This window comes from Alistipes sp. dk3624, assembly GCF_009557455.1.
GTDB classification, from domain to species: Bacteria; Bacteroidota; Bacteroidia; order Bacteroidales; family Rikenellaceae; genus Alistipes_A; species Alistipes_A hominis.
In genome coordinates, this window is sequence record NZ_CP045651.1 from 762,122 (window position 1) to 777,957 (window position 15,836).

Annotated in this window: 10 protein-coding genes, 1 tRNA gene and 2 pseudogenes; 10 read left to right on the forward strand and 3 right to left on the reverse strand. The window is 47.4% G+C overall.

Going from position 1 to position 15,836, the window contains the following annotated elements; genetic code table 11:
* The first annotated feature begins 4 nt into the window (after positions 1-4).
* The 7 genes and pseudogenes from GFH31_RS03200 (at position 5) to GFH31_RS03230 (ending at position 6,754) form a co-directional block, all read left to right on the forward strand.
* The gene (locus GFH31_RS03200; RefSeq protein ID WP_228385794.1) at positions 5-2,407 is read left to right on the forward strand and encodes an OstA-like protein; all 2,403 of its coding nucleotides are present in this window, start codon (positions 5-7) and stop codon (positions 2,405-2,407) included.
* Between the two features lie 71 nt (positions 2,408-2,478).
* Positions 2,479-4,119: a family 78 glycoside hydrolase catalytic domain gene (locus tag GFH31_RS03205; RefSeq protein WP_153498237.1), complete on the forward strand. Its 1,641-nt coding sequence runs from the start codon at positions 2,479-2,481 to the stop codon at positions 4,117-4,119.
* A 314-nt stretch (positions 4,120-4,433) separates the two neighbouring features.
* A tRNA-Asn gene (locus GFH31_RS03210) sits at positions 4,434-4,507 on the forward strand.
* Between the two features lie 21 nt (positions 4,508-4,528).
* The gene (locus GFH31_RS03215; RefSeq protein WP_153518034.1) at positions 4,529-4,786 is read left to right on the forward strand and encodes a hypothetical protein; all 258 of its coding nucleotides are present in this window, start codon (positions 4,529-4,531) and stop codon (positions 4,784-4,786) included.
* Positions 4,749-5,972 carry a site-specific integrase gene (locus GFH31_RS03220; RefSeq protein ID WP_153498236.1) on the forward strand — a complete coding sequence of 408 codons (1,224 nt, stop codon included), beginning with the start codon at positions 4,749-4,751 and terminating at the stop codon, positions 5,970-5,972. The genes GFH31_RS03215 and GFH31_RS03220 overlap by 38 nt, the downstream gene beginning before the upstream one ends.
* Positions 5,973-6,284: 312 nt before the next feature.
* Positions 6,285-6,455, forward strand: a pseudogene (locus GFH31_RS03225) (helix-turn-helix domain-containing protein); the annotation flags it as partial.
* Positions 6,456-6,457: 2 nt separating this feature from the next.
* Entirely contained in the window at positions 6,458-6,754 is a 297-nt protein-coding gene (locus GFH31_RS03230) for a helix-turn-helix domain-containing protein (RefSeq protein ID WP_153498234.1), read from the forward strand.
* A gap of 11 nt (positions 6,755-6,765) precedes the next feature.
* Here the strand turns inward: GFH31_RS03230 and GFH31_RS03235 are convergent, their stop codons facing one another.
* Positions 6,766-7,203 (reverse strand): hypothetical protein, encoded by a 438-nt coding sequence (locus tag GFH31_RS03235; protein ID WP_153498233.1) that lies wholly within the window; start codon positions 7,201-7,203, stop codon positions 6,766-6,768.
* Between the two features lie 485 nt (positions 7,204-7,688).
* Between GFH31_RS03235 and mobA the strand changes: the two are divergent.
* A pseudogene (mobA, locus tag GFH31_RS12855) lies at positions 7,689-8,090 on the forward strand (conjugal transfer protein MobA).
* Positions 8,087-9,523 carry a conjugal transfer protein MobB gene (gene mobB / locus GFH31_RS03250; protein ID WP_153498231.1) on the forward strand — a complete coding sequence of 479 codons (1,437 nt, stop codon included), beginning with the start codon at positions 8,087-8,089 and terminating at the stop codon, positions 9,521-9,523. The pseudogene mobA and the gene mobB overlap by 4 nt, the downstream one beginning before the upstream one ends.
* Before the next feature lie 190 nt (positions 9,524-9,713).
* Here the strand turns inward: mobB and GFH31_RS03255 are convergent, their stop codons facing one another.
* Together GFH31_RS03255 and GFH31_RS03260 are read right to left on the reverse strand one after the other, a co-directional pair.
* Positions 9,714-10,181, reverse strand: a complete 468-nt coding sequence (locus tag GFH31_RS03255; protein WP_153498230.1) for a hypothetical protein — start codon at positions 10,179-10,181, stop codon at positions 9,714-9,716.
* 131 nt (positions 10,182-10,312) lie between these two features.
* Positions 10,313-10,918 (reverse strand): SLOG family protein, encoded by a 606-nt coding sequence (locus tag GFH31_RS03260; RefSeq protein ID WP_172970795.1) that lies wholly within the window; start codon positions 10,916-10,918, stop codon positions 10,313-10,315.
* A gap of 1,933 nt (positions 10,919-12,851) precedes the next feature.
* On the opposite strand from GFH31_RS03260, the gene GFH31_RS03265 reads away from it, so the two are divergent.
* Positions 12,852-15,350 carry a hypothetical protein gene (locus tag GFH31_RS03265; RefSeq protein ID WP_153498228.1) on the forward strand — a complete coding sequence of 833 codons (2,499 nt, stop codon included), beginning with the start codon at positions 12,852-12,854 and terminating at the stop codon, positions 15,348-15,350.
* Positions 15,351-15,836 lie beyond the last annotated feature (486 nt).

The following is a 15,836-nucleotide window of genomic DNA, read 5'->3' on the forward strand; positions in this document are numbered from 1 at the left end:
GCCGGTGATCCGAAGAAGTCGCATAGCCGCCGCGTTCGCGGTGCTGCTGCTGGCCTGCATAGCAGGCGTACGGGGGCAGGAAGTCACGACCGTGGACTTCCGGGCCGACGTGATGTCCAGCATCAAGATAGCCGACTCCACGGCGCTGTGCCTGGTCGGGCACGTCGTCTTTTTCCACAACGGGGCCGTCATTACCTGCGACAGCGCAATCCGGTACAGCGACCGCATGATGGACTGTTACCGCAACGTGGTCGTCAACAAGGACAGCACGTTCATCTACGGCGACAAGGCCGACTACAACGGGCTGCTGAACGAAGCGCGCATCTATTCCCCGCTGATCAAAATGGTGGACAAGGACGCTACGCTGTACACCTATAATTTTACGTTCAACACGCTGACCAACATCGGACGCTATTACGGCGGGGGAACCATGTCGCAGAAAGACAACCTAATGGAGTCCGACGAAGGGTATTACTACGCCGACAACCGCGAGCTGATCGGCGTACGGAACGTCGAAATGCAAAACCCGCAATATACGATCAGCTCCGATTCGGTAACGTATAACATGGACACCGAAATCGCGACTTTCGATACGCCGTCCTACATCTGGAACGACCAGGACGAATTTCTCACGGCCCGCCGGGGCAGCTACAATGCCAAGGAAGACCTTTATACGTTCACCGACAGCTCCTATATCATGACCAAAACCCAGGAACTGTGGGCCGACACAATCGTGTACCGGCAAACCGGACAGGACGCGGTATTGCGAAACAACATCCAGATCGCCGACCAGGAACAAAAAGCCATGGCTTTCGGCGATTACGGCCAATACTGGGGCGATAAAAAACAAGCCCTGCTGACCCGCGACCCATCGGTGCTTAGCTACGAGGAGGGGGAACAACCCGATACCGTTTTCATGCGCTCGGACAGCATCTTCATCTATACGCTGAACCGTTTCCGCAACGACTCTGTTCCGACGCAGAAAACGGCGGATTCGCTGGCAGCGGAAACTCCCGCACCGTTTCCTGCCGCAGACAGCGCGGCGGTCCGTCCCGCGACGAACGGGCCGGGACGTCCGCCGATTCCGACGCTCCCGGACGGGCAAGCTCCGCCACCTGCGTCTGCCCCCGCTCCGCCCCCGGTTCCGGCCGGAAACGACACGGAAACCCCGGCCGACTCCGCGCAACGGAACATCCCGGGCGAAACGGCCGACTCCCTGGCGCAATCGGAGCCCCCCGTACCGGACTCCGTATCGACGAGCGACTCCGTCCGAAAGGCGAAAGAACGGCCGGTAGACCCTAAAAAGCTCGAAAAAGAAAGACTCCGAAAAGAAAAGGAAGAAGCACGCACCGCAAAAATCAAAGCGAAGATCAAAGCCTCGCGAGAAAAAGCAGCGGCGATCGCCCGGGCCCAGCAGGAACAGGAATGGGCGCGGCAGCGCAAAGAGCTGGCCCGCCGGTTCCTCAAAGGCAAAGCCACTTCGGAAGATACGCTGGCCCTGCTGAAACTGGATTCGCTGCAACAGGTTTTCGCAGCGGACACGCTGGCGACCTCCCCGGATTCGACCGTGCAGAAAGCGCCCTCCCCCGCCCCTGCCGCGGACTCGGCGACGGTAAAAGCGGCCGCCGATTCGGCGGCAATCGTCGATCCGGCGGATTCGCTGGTAAGGATCGTCCGCGGATATTACAACGTGCGCATCTACCGCTCGGATTTCCAGGCCGTGTGTGACTCGATCGTGGGGTTCTCGATCGACTCGACGATCCACATGTACACCAATCCGGTGCTGTGGAACGGGGAAAACCAAATCACGGCCCAGACGGTCGATATCTTCACGAAAAACCAAACCATCGAAAAAGCGGTGTTCAGAGGGGAACCGCTGATGTGCTCGAGGGTCGATTCGACGCATTTCAACCAGGTGAAAGGCAAAGTGATCGAAACCTACTTCAACAATGGGGAGATCTTCAAAACCGATGTGAACGGAAACGGCCAAACCTACTACTACATGGAGGACGGAGACAGTACCGACCGGTACATCAGCGGATTCTTGGTCGCGGAATGCGCCGACATCACGTTCCGATTCACCGAGCGGCAGGTCAGCGAGATCGTCTACCGAGGCAACCCGTCCTATTCGATCTACCCGATGGATAAAATTCCGGAAACGCAGTCGCAGTTGATGAAAGGATTCAAATGGGAAATCGAGCGCAAGCCGACCAAAGAGCAGGTCTTCACCCGAACGATCCGTCCGTCGCAGCGCGCCCGTTACGAAACGTTGAGCAAACCGACCTATCCGATCACGGGACGCATCGACAAACAGCGTACGGAACTTCCGAAATCGGGTTGGATTGACCGGACGGACCGTTACCTGAGCCAGGAGGCTCTGGAATTCGTCCGCTCGCTGGGGAATTGATCTTTCGGACACGAAACGACATACGGACTCATATTTTAACCGCATATATTTTTTAACCTAAATCTGACTCGATGAGAAAAATCGTACACCTGTTGCAATCCGTAGTACTTCTCGGGGCGACCGCCGCATCGGTGCATGCCCAGCCGGTAGCCTTCGCCGCAGAACGGGAAAACTGGCTGCGCAAAGCCGCCGACAACATGCCGAAACTAACCGAAACCGTCAAAAAACCGCAATGCCTCGTCCGCAGCGAAAAGGATCCGGACGCCTTCCAGGGCTGGAAGATGGTCGAGACCGACGGCATGGAAACGCTGTACAACCAATCGTTCAAGGCGCTGAAAGAGGTGACCGTCGATTTCGGGGAACATCTTACCGGCTACTTCTCGTTCACGATCGGCAAACTGAACACCGACGCCGACGCTCCGTTGCGGTTCCGCCTGACGTTCGCCGAGGTGCCCGCCGAACTGAATACCCCATTCGATCCCTATCCGGGCGGTCTGAGCCGCGCATGGCTGCAGGACGAAGTGGTCACCGTGATGCGCGCGCCGGCGACGGTCACGCTGCCCCGCCGTATGGCCTTCCGTTATGTAAAGATCGAGATGCTGGCCCATTCGTCGTTCGATTTCGCCATTACCGACATGCAGTTTACCGCCGTAACGTCGGCGAGCGGCACGCCCGAAGAACTGGCTCCGACCACGGATCCCATAATCGCCCAGATCAACCGGACGGGCCTGACCACGCTGAAAGAGTGTATGCAGACCGTCTACGAAGACGGCCCGAAACGCGACCAACGGCTGTGGATCGGCGACTTGTACCTCGAATCCCTCGCCAATACCTACTCGTTCAAGAACCATGAACTTACCCGGCGCTGCCTCTACCTGCTCGCCGCGCTGGCCGACGAAGACGGCTGGTTGCATGCGACGGTGTTCGAATATCCCGACCCGCACCCGCAAACCGGGCAACACTGCATGGATTACAGCCTGCTCTACGGAGTGACCCTGTACGAATATCTGAAGGCCACCGGCGACCGCGAAACCGCCGAAGATCTATGGCCGGTGGTGGTGCGCCAGATCGAATTCGCCCGCACCTACCTCAAAGACGGCATCTACGACATGGACAAGAAACCGCAATGGTGGCTTGTTTTCGACTGGAAAGAAGACCTGAACCGCCACGCGCCGATGCAGGGGCTGATGACTTTCGCCATCGACCGGAGCTACGAACTCGCTCGGATGCTCGGACGCGAACAGGAAGTGGCCGAATGGCCCGGAGTTGTCAAAGCCATGCGGAAGGCTTCGCGGAAAAACTTCTACGATTCGAAAAACGGAGTCGTCGTATCCGGCCCGGACAGGCAGGTTTCCTACCTATCGCAGGTATGGATGATTCTTTCGGGCACGCTGTCCCAAAAAGAGAGCGTCCGGGCGCTCGAAGCCGCATTTGCCGATCCGGCAAGCTGTTATCCGGGCTCTCCTTACGCCTACCACTATCTGATCGAAGCAATGCTGCACTGCGGCATGAACCGGCAGGCAAAAGAACTGCTGGTCGATTACTGGGGCAGTATGATCCGCAAGGGAGCCGACACTTTCTGGGAAGTGTACGATCCGAAGGACGACTTTAAATCCCCCTATAATTTCTACCCGATCAACAGCTACTGCCATGCCTGGAGTTGTACACCGGTCTATTTTATCAACAAGTACAAAGAAATTTTCCAGCAATAACAACCGGCGGACGGCGTTCCACAATTCGCCGCCCGTCGATCGGACCCGGTTCCCGTAACCGATCCCGATCCTATCCGGAACGTTTTCTGAGGATCAGAAACGTTCCGGATTTTTTTATTTCATTCGAACGGAAGACCGCCTCGACCGACACCAATATTCCCGATACGCCACGCCCGCGGTCGTAATAGCAAAAAGCGAAGATATTTTTACCAAAACTGTTTGCAGAATAAATTATTTGGTATATATTTGCACTCGCAAAAGAGAAACATCGGGTTCGATTAAAAAACTTCAACCGCTCTCTTTTGGAAACATATTCCTCAATAGCTCAGTTGGTTAGAGCACCTGACTGTTAATCAGGGGGTCCAAGGTTCAAGTCCTTGTTGAGGAGCAACTTCAGTAAAGAAAAAAGATGAAAAACCCGGTAAATCAACGATTTATCGGGTTTTCTTTTTCTGGTACAAAGAGAAAAGGTGCAATTTTACACACCGATTTCCAGCCTTATTCGGGGGTTATTCAAAATCGCCCGAAAAGCGCCCCCGATTTAGCGTTAACGCATTATTATGCAATGTTTTGCCTCTTGACAAGTCAGCTCTGGTCTAATAATTTTGTGTCATTAAAAATCAGTAGCTATGAAAAGACGAACATTCGCCATTCTGTTCTTTATTAAAAGAACAAGATTGCTTAAAACAGGAGAATCAACGATCATTGTCCGCATCACGGTAAACGGCATCCGGGATGAATTTCTGTTAAAACGTGCCGTGAAGCCGGAGAACTGGGACTCAAAGAAAGAACGCATTTTAGGGAATGACGATCTTTCCATCGAATTAAACCGTTATCTCGACAGCGTCCGGGTATCCATTTACAGCATCCACCGAGAACTGGAACAAAATAATAAGGAAATAACCGCACGAATCATCAAGCAGCGGTTTCTCGGACAAAACCAGTCCTCTAAAACCATTCTGGAATTATTCGCCGACCATAACAAAAAAATGAACGCATTGGTAGGCAAGGAATTTTCTCAAAAAACCGCAGACCGGTATAATGTGACGATCAAACACCTGAAAGAGTTTATACAACGGCAATACCGGTGTAGCGATTTATGTATTTCCGAAATCACTTATCAGTTCATATCCGATTTCGACATTTTTCTGAAAACAGATAAAAAATGTATCCATAATTCCGCCGTCAAACACCTGAAAGCACTGAAAAAAATTATTCGGATCGCACTAATCAACGAGTGGATCAAACGCAATCCGTTCGAGAATTACAAACTGAAAGAATACCCCGTAGAGAAAGACTTTCTGACACAAGAAGAATTAAACCGTATCATTACGAAAGAAATTCACATAGAACGGTTAAAACTGGTTCGGGACATCTTTGTATTCTGTTGCTACACCGGCTTATCTTACATCGACGTAAAGTGTCTGACGCCGGAGCATCTTGCAACAGATAATCAAAACAATGTCTGGATTTACAAAACCCGTCAAAAAACAAAAAACATGTGCCGGATTCCGTTGTTGGAACCCGCCCGCCGTATTATCGAGAAATACAAAGAACATCCCGTGTGCATATCGGAAAATGTTTTGTTGCCCGTTTCATCCAATCAAAAACTAAACAGTTATTTACTGGAAATCGCAGATATATGCGACATTCATAAAACCATTACAATGCACATCGCCAGACATACGTTCGCAACGACCGTCACACTTTCAAACGGAGTTTCGTTGGAAAGCGTTTCCAGAATGTTGGGACACGACAATATCCGATCCACTCAGATTTATGCAAAAATCACGGACACAAAAATAGGTCGTGAAATGCAGACATTAGCGAATAAACTTAGAGAGCCGTTGTAAGCAGAAACGCCAAAACCGAGGGAGGGGGTTTCCGAGATTTTTAAGGTCTCAGAAACCCCCTCCCCCGGTTTCGGCCGGAAACAACCGGAAGTAACCGGAAAGGGTGTATCAATCGGGTATTTGCGTATTTCTTTTGTACCGGCAGCCGCTTATCAGAGCGGCGCGATTGTTTAATTAAAATCTACTTAACTTATGGATTACATTCTTATCGAAACCAAGGCGTATGAAAAAATCAAACAGCGTCTTGCCGACTTGACACAACAGGTCAATCTGTTTTCCCGAACATTCGGCGAAAAGAAAGCCGGCCAGTGACTCGATTCGCAGGAAGTATGTCTTGCACTCGGAATTTCCAAACGGACATTGCAGTATTACCGCAGTACCGGCACGGTTCCTTATTCCTTTATCGGGAATAAGATTTATTACAAGGCCGAAATTATCAACGCCTTGCTTGCAAAGGCCGCCGTCAAACCGAACTCCCGCTAATTATGGACGACATCATTGATCGCGGTTCCGACGAGTTCAGGGAATTGATCGGAAGCATCGAAACGGCAATCGCTAAAATCGAACAGGTATCGGCGCATTTAAAACCGCCCATCTGCAATGAACGCTATTTAACCGGCGAGGAGATTTGCCGAATCTTCCATATCAGCAAGCGCACCTTGCAGGAGTACCGGGACAGCCGAGTAATTCCTTACACTTCGGTCGGCGGCAGAATCCTCTATCCCGAATCCGGGATCGAAAAGCTGTTGGAAAAGAATCACGTATGTCCCTATGATTTTTAAATCGGGATAACCTACACACCAAACAAAAAGGTCAACTTAAATAGTTGACCTTTTTGTTTGGTGTGCCGAGGAATATTAAGCGGAGTATATCGTATGTACGGTTTCACGATCTCCATGATCTCCGCGATCTTCACGATCTCCATGATCTCCATGATCTCCACGATCTCCATGATCTTCACGATCTCCACGATCTTCACGATCTCCGCGATCTCCACGATCTTCACGATCTCCACGATCTTCACGATCTTCACGATCTCCACGATCTCCACGATCTCCGCGATCTCCGCGATCTCCGCGATCTCCGCGATCTCCACGATCTTCACGATCTTCACGATCTCCACGATCTCCACGATCTCCGCGATCTCCGCGATCTCCGCGATCTCCGCGATCTCCACGATCTTCACGATCTTCACGATCTCCACGATCTCCGCGATCTCCGCGATCAGCACAGATATACTAAATACACGGTGTATCCATTGTGTCCGGCAGATCAATCGGGTACTCCGTATGCGAAGTACACTATGTATCCATAGTGTCCCGGATGTTTTTTGTTTCTCCGGTTCACACGGAATACTACGTTGCCGGATTATACCGTGTGCAATCCGTACACACAGCCTGAAGACACGGACAAAAGAAATCCCGAAATCCCGGTTTTATACAGTCGTTCCGGTTGTTTCCAGTTATTTCCGGCCCTTTTGCGTGCCCATCCGGGAAAAGCCGCCGTACCTTTGTCCCCGGAACAATCCCCCTGCCAATTTATCGGACCAAAGGTTGCGAAGCAACACCTTCCGTCCTTTGGACGGATTTTCTTTGCGACGAGCAAAGAGCAAGAAGTGTGCTCGTCCGACAAACTCCGTTTTGTCCGACAGCACGGTCCCGATCTTATCGGGAGGGGTTTAACTCCGAAGTCGTTAAACTTTTAAATCTTTTAGCCATGCGAAAAAACAAAGGCGGCAGCGGCGGTTCGAAAGACGTGAAAACCTACCGCTACACGTTCCGGCTGAACGAAGCCCAGAACGCAAAATTTCTGAACATGCTCGACAAATCGGGCGCAACGAACAAATCGAAATTCATTCTCTCCCGGATTTTCGGCTGAGACTTTAAAGTCGTGAAGATCGACAAGGCGGCTTACGACTATTACAACCGCCTGACCTCGCTGTTTACCCTGATGCGGTCGGTGGGTGTAAACTACAATCAGGTCACAAAAGCGATTCACACCAATTTCAACGAGCGCCGCGCGGTCGCCCTGTTAGCCCGGTTGGAAAAATACACCGGGGAGCTTCAAACGCTCGACCGTAGCGTGATCGAACTTACCCGTCAATTCGAGCAAAAATGATTGGAATAATAAGCAGAGGCGGCAGCAACCTGTACGGTGCGCTCATGTATAACGCGGAGAAAGTAAATGCGGGACAGGCCGATTTACTGTTCGGAAACCGCGTAGCCATGCCGTCCGATCCGTCCGCGCCGTTCGACATGCACCGCGCCATGCGAAGTTTCGAACCGTATATGAACTCCGGCCATAACCTGACTAAAACCGTTTTCCACGCTTCGCTCAATCCCGATCCCAAAGACGAGCTGACGGACGAACGGCTGACCGTTTTCATGCAGGAATACATGCAGCGCATGGGCTACGGCGATCAGCCCTATTACGTGTTCCGACACCGGGACATCGACCGCGAACACGTACACATCGTTTCGGTGCGGATGCGCGAGGACGGGACGAAGATCGACGACTACAAGGAAGTCCAAAACCGGTCTGTCCCGATTCTCAAAGACATGGAACGTACATACGGCCTGCACCCGTCCGACAGGCAGGCCGTGCAGGATTTGGGACGAATCAAAAAAGTGGAATACGGCCATGAAAACCTCAAACAACAAATATCTTCGGTCGTGCGGTTGCTGACCCAGCAGTATAAATTCGGATCGTTTCCAGAACTCAATGCGCTGCTGAACCTGTATAACGTCGGTCTGGAAGAACGCAAAGGGGAACACCAGGGCCAGCGTTATCACGGCCTCGTCTATTCGGCCCTGAACGACAAAGGGGAACCCGTCGGCGTTCCGATCAAATCCAGCCGGATCGGGAAAGACGTGGGATTCGAACGGTTGGAGAAAAAGCGACTGTCCGATTTGGAGAAATACATCGGCTCGGCAGAACTCAAATCCCGCACCCGCGACGAAGTGATCCGCGCCATGCACGAATCCCGCACCAAAGGCGAATTTACGGAACACCTGAAACGGCGCGGCATCGACGCGCTGTTCCGGGAAAACGCCAGCAGCGGGCGCATCTACGGCGTGACCTTTATCGACCACAATACGAAAATGGTGCTTAACGGTTCGCGGTTGGGTAAAAACTATTCGGCCAACGTCTTTCAGGAGTTGTTCAACAATCCCCGCGCGGATCGGGCGGCGCTGTTGCCGAAGCTGCCGCAGGTACGAAACGCACAAACCCCGAAAACCGTGCAGTCGCCGGAACAAAAAACGCAAACCCCCAAAATCGTCCCGGCATTACGCGCAGATCCGCCGCAAGGAAAAACGCCGGTACAGCCGCAGACCATCCCACAGGCGGAGTGCCCCATCAGCATGGCGAACGCGCCGCAGCGGGCGACCGTCCCGGACGATCCCGTATCGTCGCTTCTGGGAGCACTCGATTTCGTGGCCGTTGGACTGGAAAACGAACCGCTGCCGCCCGACGAACTCGACGAGATACGCGAAAATCTGGCCCGCAAGTACCGACGCAAGAAAAAGAAAGGACATACCATGCAACGGTAAATAAAAAAGCCGGGCGGATCGCTCCGTCCGGCTTGGGCCGTCGCCGTTTTCATTGATTATCAGGTTAGTGGGCAAACGGTTCGTACCATGATGAGGATATCAATAAGGGAACGGGCATTGCGGAGCCCGTTCCCCGCCGATTTGTCCGGAATCGGAAAGTAAGCCTGATTACGAACCGGACAAATCTGCTTTATAGCTGTAAAACGCCGAGTCTTTGAACGGCCTCTCTTAGCTGAGATAGCATTTCGGGCAGGGCTTTGAAATGCAGGATAGGAAACGTCAGGAAATAAAACCGCTTTTTATTCATTTCCACGATATAATGCAGGGCTTCCTGAAACGGAAAGAAATCTTCGATGACCTTCTCGTAAGGTGTAGCGTACGAATCATCGTTGAGAATCGCGGCGTAAATCTTGTCGTGATGACCGTAGGCGCACGCATAAACGGCGAACGGCAGGGTGCTGTCCGGATCGGCTTTGCCGTCGGCCATGTCGGAGATTAATTGCTGCGGGTCGGGCGCGACCCATGCTTCCAGCACCTCGTCGGGAATTAAATTGTACCCGACGGTCGTAACATCGTGGTTCCGGAAAAAGTCGAGGCTCCACCTGAAATTGGCGGCGGCGACCGGCGAACCTTTGAATTGTGGATTTTTCGTTTTCATAATTATTTAAATAAAATGGTTAATAAAAAAAGCACAAACTTTATTTGTCTTTAACAATCAAGGCAACGCCAATCGCCTGCGCAGCAAAGACAAGTTCGGTTCGTGCCCTGTTTAAACATAATACATCACTTTTATTTTATCTTCATTATCTCCGAAATCAGTCGCTCATCCGCTTTGTTGTTATACTCCTGTGCGTCGTCGCACAGATTCAGAATCGTCATATCCCGCTTGCGGGCTAAATCCACCGTGTAGGCCGTGCCGCCGGACTGCCCATCGTAGTAGCACACCAGTGCAGACGCATGATCGAGCATCGCCCGGTTGCGCTCATGGAAACACGACCGCGTACAGGTATCATGCAGGCAGACGCGCCGATCTGCTGCGGCCAGCACTGCCGAATGAAGTTCTTTAAACTCGTAGGGAAAACCTTTCGCCTGCCCCCGGAACGGCACGACGGCGATCAGCCGCAGGTCGGGCATGTGCTTTTTCAGCGACAGTACCGCCAGCCCCGCCCACAGGTCGAAACCCGTAGCCATGCCGCAGAGGAAAGTATTGTAACCCTGATCGCGCAGCAGCAGTACGGCGCTTGCCGTGCGCCGGACGATACGCTCGCGGACGGACGTGTAATCGGCATCCGTTTCCGTCAGTTTGATTTTTTCCTTTCGGTAGCCCGAAAAAGCTACCGCATGCGACGGGTCGATGTCGTTCAGGATTTGCAGTTTATCATATTCGATTCTCATAGCGGTAAGCATAAAAAAAGGCCGAACGTCCGAAACGTTCCTGTAAACGCTCCGGGGTTCGGCCCATCCAATCTAATGTTATTATGAAAAATTGCTCGTAGAGCCATAAAAAAGGGGGACGAAGCTCAGGCGATTCAGTCCACCGTGCACACGAAGTTACCCGCGCAACCGCCTGCCGGGAACGCCCCCCGGAAAAGAAGAAGTAGTTAATAAAGGCCGGAAACAACCGTTTTGCCCCGCAGCCTGACCGTGTTATAGAACATCTATCGAATAAATAATTGGAATATCCCGAAAAAAGGGGGACGTACCCAAGCAATCGTACCCATACGCCTTTAACGACAACTGCTTGCCGGATTGCACGTCCCCCGGCTATGAAAAAATTAGTAAAAAAGGGTAATGTAATAAGCCGGAACGCTGCCGAGTGTCTACTAACGGTTTTCATCGGACATGAAAACAAATCGGTGCGTGTCCGGCCTATATCGGTGTGGGTAAAAGAAATATCGGAAAGGGAGTGCGACGGCACGGGATTGCCCGGCCTGCCGCCCCCACAGGAACAGGCGAACGCCGCGCACTCCCTTAGTTTTCGGTTTGGAAATACGGGGCTTTCCCGAACGCTCGGATCGGAATACGCCGCGCATGGCCGGAGTTCTCCGGCTGCGGATAAATGACAGGGTTTCGATTTTGGCCGTAACATAGTAACCGGGATAGAAGTTGATACTTCATTCGATTTCCCGGCGTCCGGCCCGTTGCGGTAAGGCAATAAAAAAGGGCGAGGACGCTTGGACAATCCCTTTGGGTCGGCCTTACGATGCCTTCTCCGGTAATCATCCTTACGCCCAAGCCCGCCCCGACAGCACGTGCCGGGGCATAGCTCAGGTTTCAGACAATTTTACGCCGGACTAAACCTGTTATATCGCTATAACAGTTCGTAAGTTTACCCAAAGGCATAAAGGTGTCTTAACCTTTACAATATGTTACGATCTAAACCGTATTGTGACCACACAAAGATAGCATAACTTTATAATTTTTAAAGTTTCCTATCCGTCGAAAAAAAGAACGTGAGCATCATTGTGACAAATACCACCCTAAGGCTCTGGTAAACCTACTGAGAATATAAGCACAAGATGCCCACGCCTATGCGTGGAATCAAAATCGGATGCCCCGCATTAGGCGTAGGCCAATGCGTGAGGGCTTTTCTTGTGCTTCGTCTCTCAAAATGTACCAGATTTTAAGGGCGGACAAAGCCAACAACCCACCTATTTCGGCGAATCATTGTTCAAATATACGAAACAAATTGCAATGAACAACGACCGAGTATTCCGATTTTGTGTCTTTTTAAGAACTTTTTTGCTTTTTTCGCTATTTCGGGCATTTTTCTGATTCGCAATTTGTTCGGACCAAATTGGACCGGAAAGGAAATGTCCCGTTTCGGATAAAGCGGCCAATCTCCCGGACCAAATGCGGTACGCGGGTTCAGGCAGTTTTGTATGTAAGATGTGGGAAAGGGCACGGGCCGAAACAGTCCATGCCGGGCGAGGGAATGGACTATTTGTTACGGATCATGCGCCTGTCGGCACACCTGTCACTATCTGCAATAGTCTCCATAATCAATCAAGTTTGACGTAATGATAACGGGTCAAACTTACGGATTATTTTCAAAAAACACATATTATACAACAAAAAAGAGCGTCTTTTCGAGAATGATCTTGTGTTTGATTAACTATTATCATCAATTGATTCTCCATAGAAACAGGTTATTAGAAATACTTTTTCAACACGAGTATACCCTGTTTGATTAGTATATAGGCATCCTGACGATCTTGTTTCCCTTAAATATCCATTGAATACATGATTTTACTATGTTGATTAATCACCAAACAGGAATATAAATTTTGTTCGTATATTTAGTAGATAAATTATATTTGAAATCAAAATGGAGAAACTTAAAGAGTTAATAATTAAATTTCATGACTTGCTTCGTTATGAGAGACTTAATGATTGCCATTTTCATTACGAGTCAGACATTTTGAGCCTTTACAAAGATATACTTTCAACATTAGTCGAATCTCATCCTAATTATTGGGATTATTATCCGAAATTTCTTTACAGTTTAGAAGAAAATTCATCGCCGTCGCTTTTATATTCAATAAAAATTTTCTTAGATCTCTTTGATTCTATTCTAATAGAAAAAAAATTAATGCGATTAAACCTATCTATAACAAAATATAAGTGGAGTGGTAAAAGTGTAAAAAAGTATATGAATATTTTTCTTGAAGATGGATACACGAGAAACAAGAGTCAACGGTTATCAGAGGAATATTTCAATCTTGATTTGCTAAAAGATGTTGAAAAGATTGAACTCATATCATTCTTTAGAGATACGCTTCACTATCAAGGCGAAAAAATCAATTGGAATAATGAAGATGTAGAAACAGCACTTATGTATGTAATTCCACTAAGGCAACTTCTTTTATACTTTAAGATGCCAGAGTTATTTTACTTCCTTGCCGGAAGTGTAGTCGAAAGACTGTCGACGTCCGAGTTTTATCAAATAAACCGAGATTTTGTTGAAGAAATCATCATGGCGTCCTATAAGGATAAAGTTCCTGAATTAGGTTTTGTGAATGCGTTTAAGGCATATTCAAATGCTAATAGCATTCATGCATCATTAATGTTCGTCAATTTAAGTCTAGTTGCGAGTCTTATAAAAAAGCCGCCGTATCATCACGAGTTCGTTTTAGAAATAGGTAGACAAGTAATTCGGTTATTCAGAAATGTAGGGCTAGTAAAGTTTATTTTGCCATTATATCAAAAACTTCAACATAATCTAAATCTTAGTGATTACGAAAAAAACATATTGGCTCATGCTTATTATTCATCACTTATTGCCGACCACACAGATGGCCTGCCAGATATACTGTTAGATTTCTTAAGAAAGGAAAGAGAAACATTATTTAAAGATGGTATCCACAGTGCTATACCTTGGCTGACATTATTGTACAATATAAGACGGATCTATCCTGATGCCGATTTTTCTCCAACGGGACTAGGCTTTTTCGTAAATGTGTTCGAATCAATAGTGCCTCATGAAAGCATAAATCGTATTAAGGATATATTAACAGGAGATAGCACAATGCTCAAATCTAGAATTAAGGAATCGTTGATAAAGTTAAATGAAACTAGAAATACATCCGATTTTGTCTATGATAATGAAATATCACTCACTATAGCCAGTCGCCTTATTCAAGAAAGTTTCAAAAACTATGATAATGCAGGTTTCATTCTCGCAATGATGCTAAAATCAGATTTTAGTATCTTATTTCGCCCTAAAGAAGTAATAGGAACAATGCCGCTTAAATTACCTAAATTAGATTTAAACGATTTTGATTTATTATATGAGCACCAAGATGACTTTAATGCAGCACTCCAATTAAAAGAAAATACAGCAATACTGTGGATTGGCTTTTCGGAAAGTAAAATATATACACTGACATTACACAATAAAGAATATGGTTTTTCATTACAGGATCAATGGGATTACGATAAATATTTGCAATTACTAAAACAGGATTACTTCTTCGATTTTAGTTTTGCCTTTACAATTAAAGAAAAAGGAGAAGTAAGATTGATAACAAATGAAGAATATATCAACCAAAGCAATGAAGTAAAAAAAGAGCTACAAAGTTTTTCTTTACTAATAAATAAGAATATAGAAAGTATTTATCTCGTGAAAGACTTGGAGATATCTGGCTATCCTCATAACCTTTTATTAGACGAAAATAAAAACTTTATTGCGTTAAGAATGCCAATAACAAATGTATTATCAACAGAATGGTTATTATTTAGAACAAAAAACTCTATTCTTTTACGTAATTATTCAAAATCAATATGGATTCCTATCGAAAGCGGGGATCTAACTATAAATTATCTATATAACAATATTGAAAATACATTAAATAAATATCAGTTTCAAATTAATACTCAGTCTGAAATGCTTGAGAAAATGTCTTCAGATATAAACATAGTTTGTTCGCATGGTGCTCAAAATATCTCCGAGACACATCTCATATTCCAAGAAGGAACAAAAAACTGTGATGTTAGTTCAGTTATTAGTAATGGCAAAATCTTAATCTTTTTTGTTTGTTATTCCGGATCAATGAAAACAGAATCTTTTCGAAATAGTATAGCTTCAGTTGTTCTCCAAGCAATTGCACTCGGCTATGAAGCCATTATTGCTCCTTGCTGGGGGTTAAATGCATCCATTCCTGAAATTTGGCTTCCTATTTTTTTAGAGTCAATGGATAATGGCTATGAAATACAACAAGCTGTTTTTAAGGCAAACATGAAAGTGTTCGAACAATATTCAACTCCTGCCGCATGGGCCTGTTTACATCTTTATGGAAATCCCAAACTAAAATTAGATATTTCATGATTTACTATCCCAAAATATAATTAGCTTTGAATTTCTAATCTATTAATCTATATGAGTTTGAGAAAATACCTTATATCTGATTGATACATGATATTGTGCATCAAGTCAAAAAATGACAATTATGCTTTATCATAATTTTTTGTTTAATGTTTTAATAGAACAATGTTCGTTATTGAGTAAATATTTTTATATTTGCGAATACAGACTGATTTAGCAAGGCAAGGTACATTCATGTAATGAGCAAAAGCCAGAAGTATAAAGCGACTGGCATAGTGCAAAATCGGAGAAAAACGGGAAAGACATCTTTATAAAAGACTGAAATACACCACACTGTAAAAATTGCAAAATTCCTTGTTGAGGAGCTTAAAAATCAAGCACTTGCAAATTCCTTTGCAAGTGCTTTTTCATTGAATACTCAATGTGCCTTGCGTAAGTTTTAAACTCTGTCCTTTCTCTTTGTGTTGCCTATGTTATTATTGCCAACCT

Excerpts from the sequence above, each read along its gene's own strand:
- GFH31_RS03205 (WP_153498237.1), top strand. The coding sequence starts at position 2,479 with ATGAGAAAAATCGTACACCTGTTGCAATCCGTAGTACTTCTCGGGGCG.
- GFH31_RS03215 (WP_153518034.1), top strand. The coding sequence starts at position 4,529 with ATGAAAAACCCGGTAAATCAACGATTTATCGGGTTTTCTTTTTCTGGT.
- GFH31_RS03220 (WP_153498236.1), top strand. The coding sequence starts at position 4,749 with ATGAAAAGACGAACATTCGCCATTCTGTTCTTTATTAAAAGAACAAGA.
- GFH31_RS03230 (WP_153498234.1), top strand. The coding sequence starts at position 6,458 with ATGGACGACATCATTGATCGCGGTTCCGACGAGTTCAGGGAATTGATC.
- mobB (WP_153498231.1), top strand. The coding sequence starts at position 8,087 with ATGATTGGAATAATAAGCAGAGGCGGCAGCAACCTGTACGGTGCGCTC.
- GFH31_RS03255 (WP_153498230.1), bottom strand. The coding sequence starts at position 10,181 with ATGAAAACGAAAAATCCACAATTCAAAGGTTCGCCGGTCGCCGCCGCC.
- GFH31_RS03260 (WP_172970795.1), bottom strand. The coding sequence starts at position 10,918 with ATGAGAATCGAATATGATAAACTGCAAATCCTGAACGACATCGACCCG.
- GFH31_RS03265 (WP_153498228.1), top strand. The coding sequence starts at position 12,852 with ATGGAGAAACTTAAAGAGTTAATAATTAAATTTCATGACTTGCTTCGT.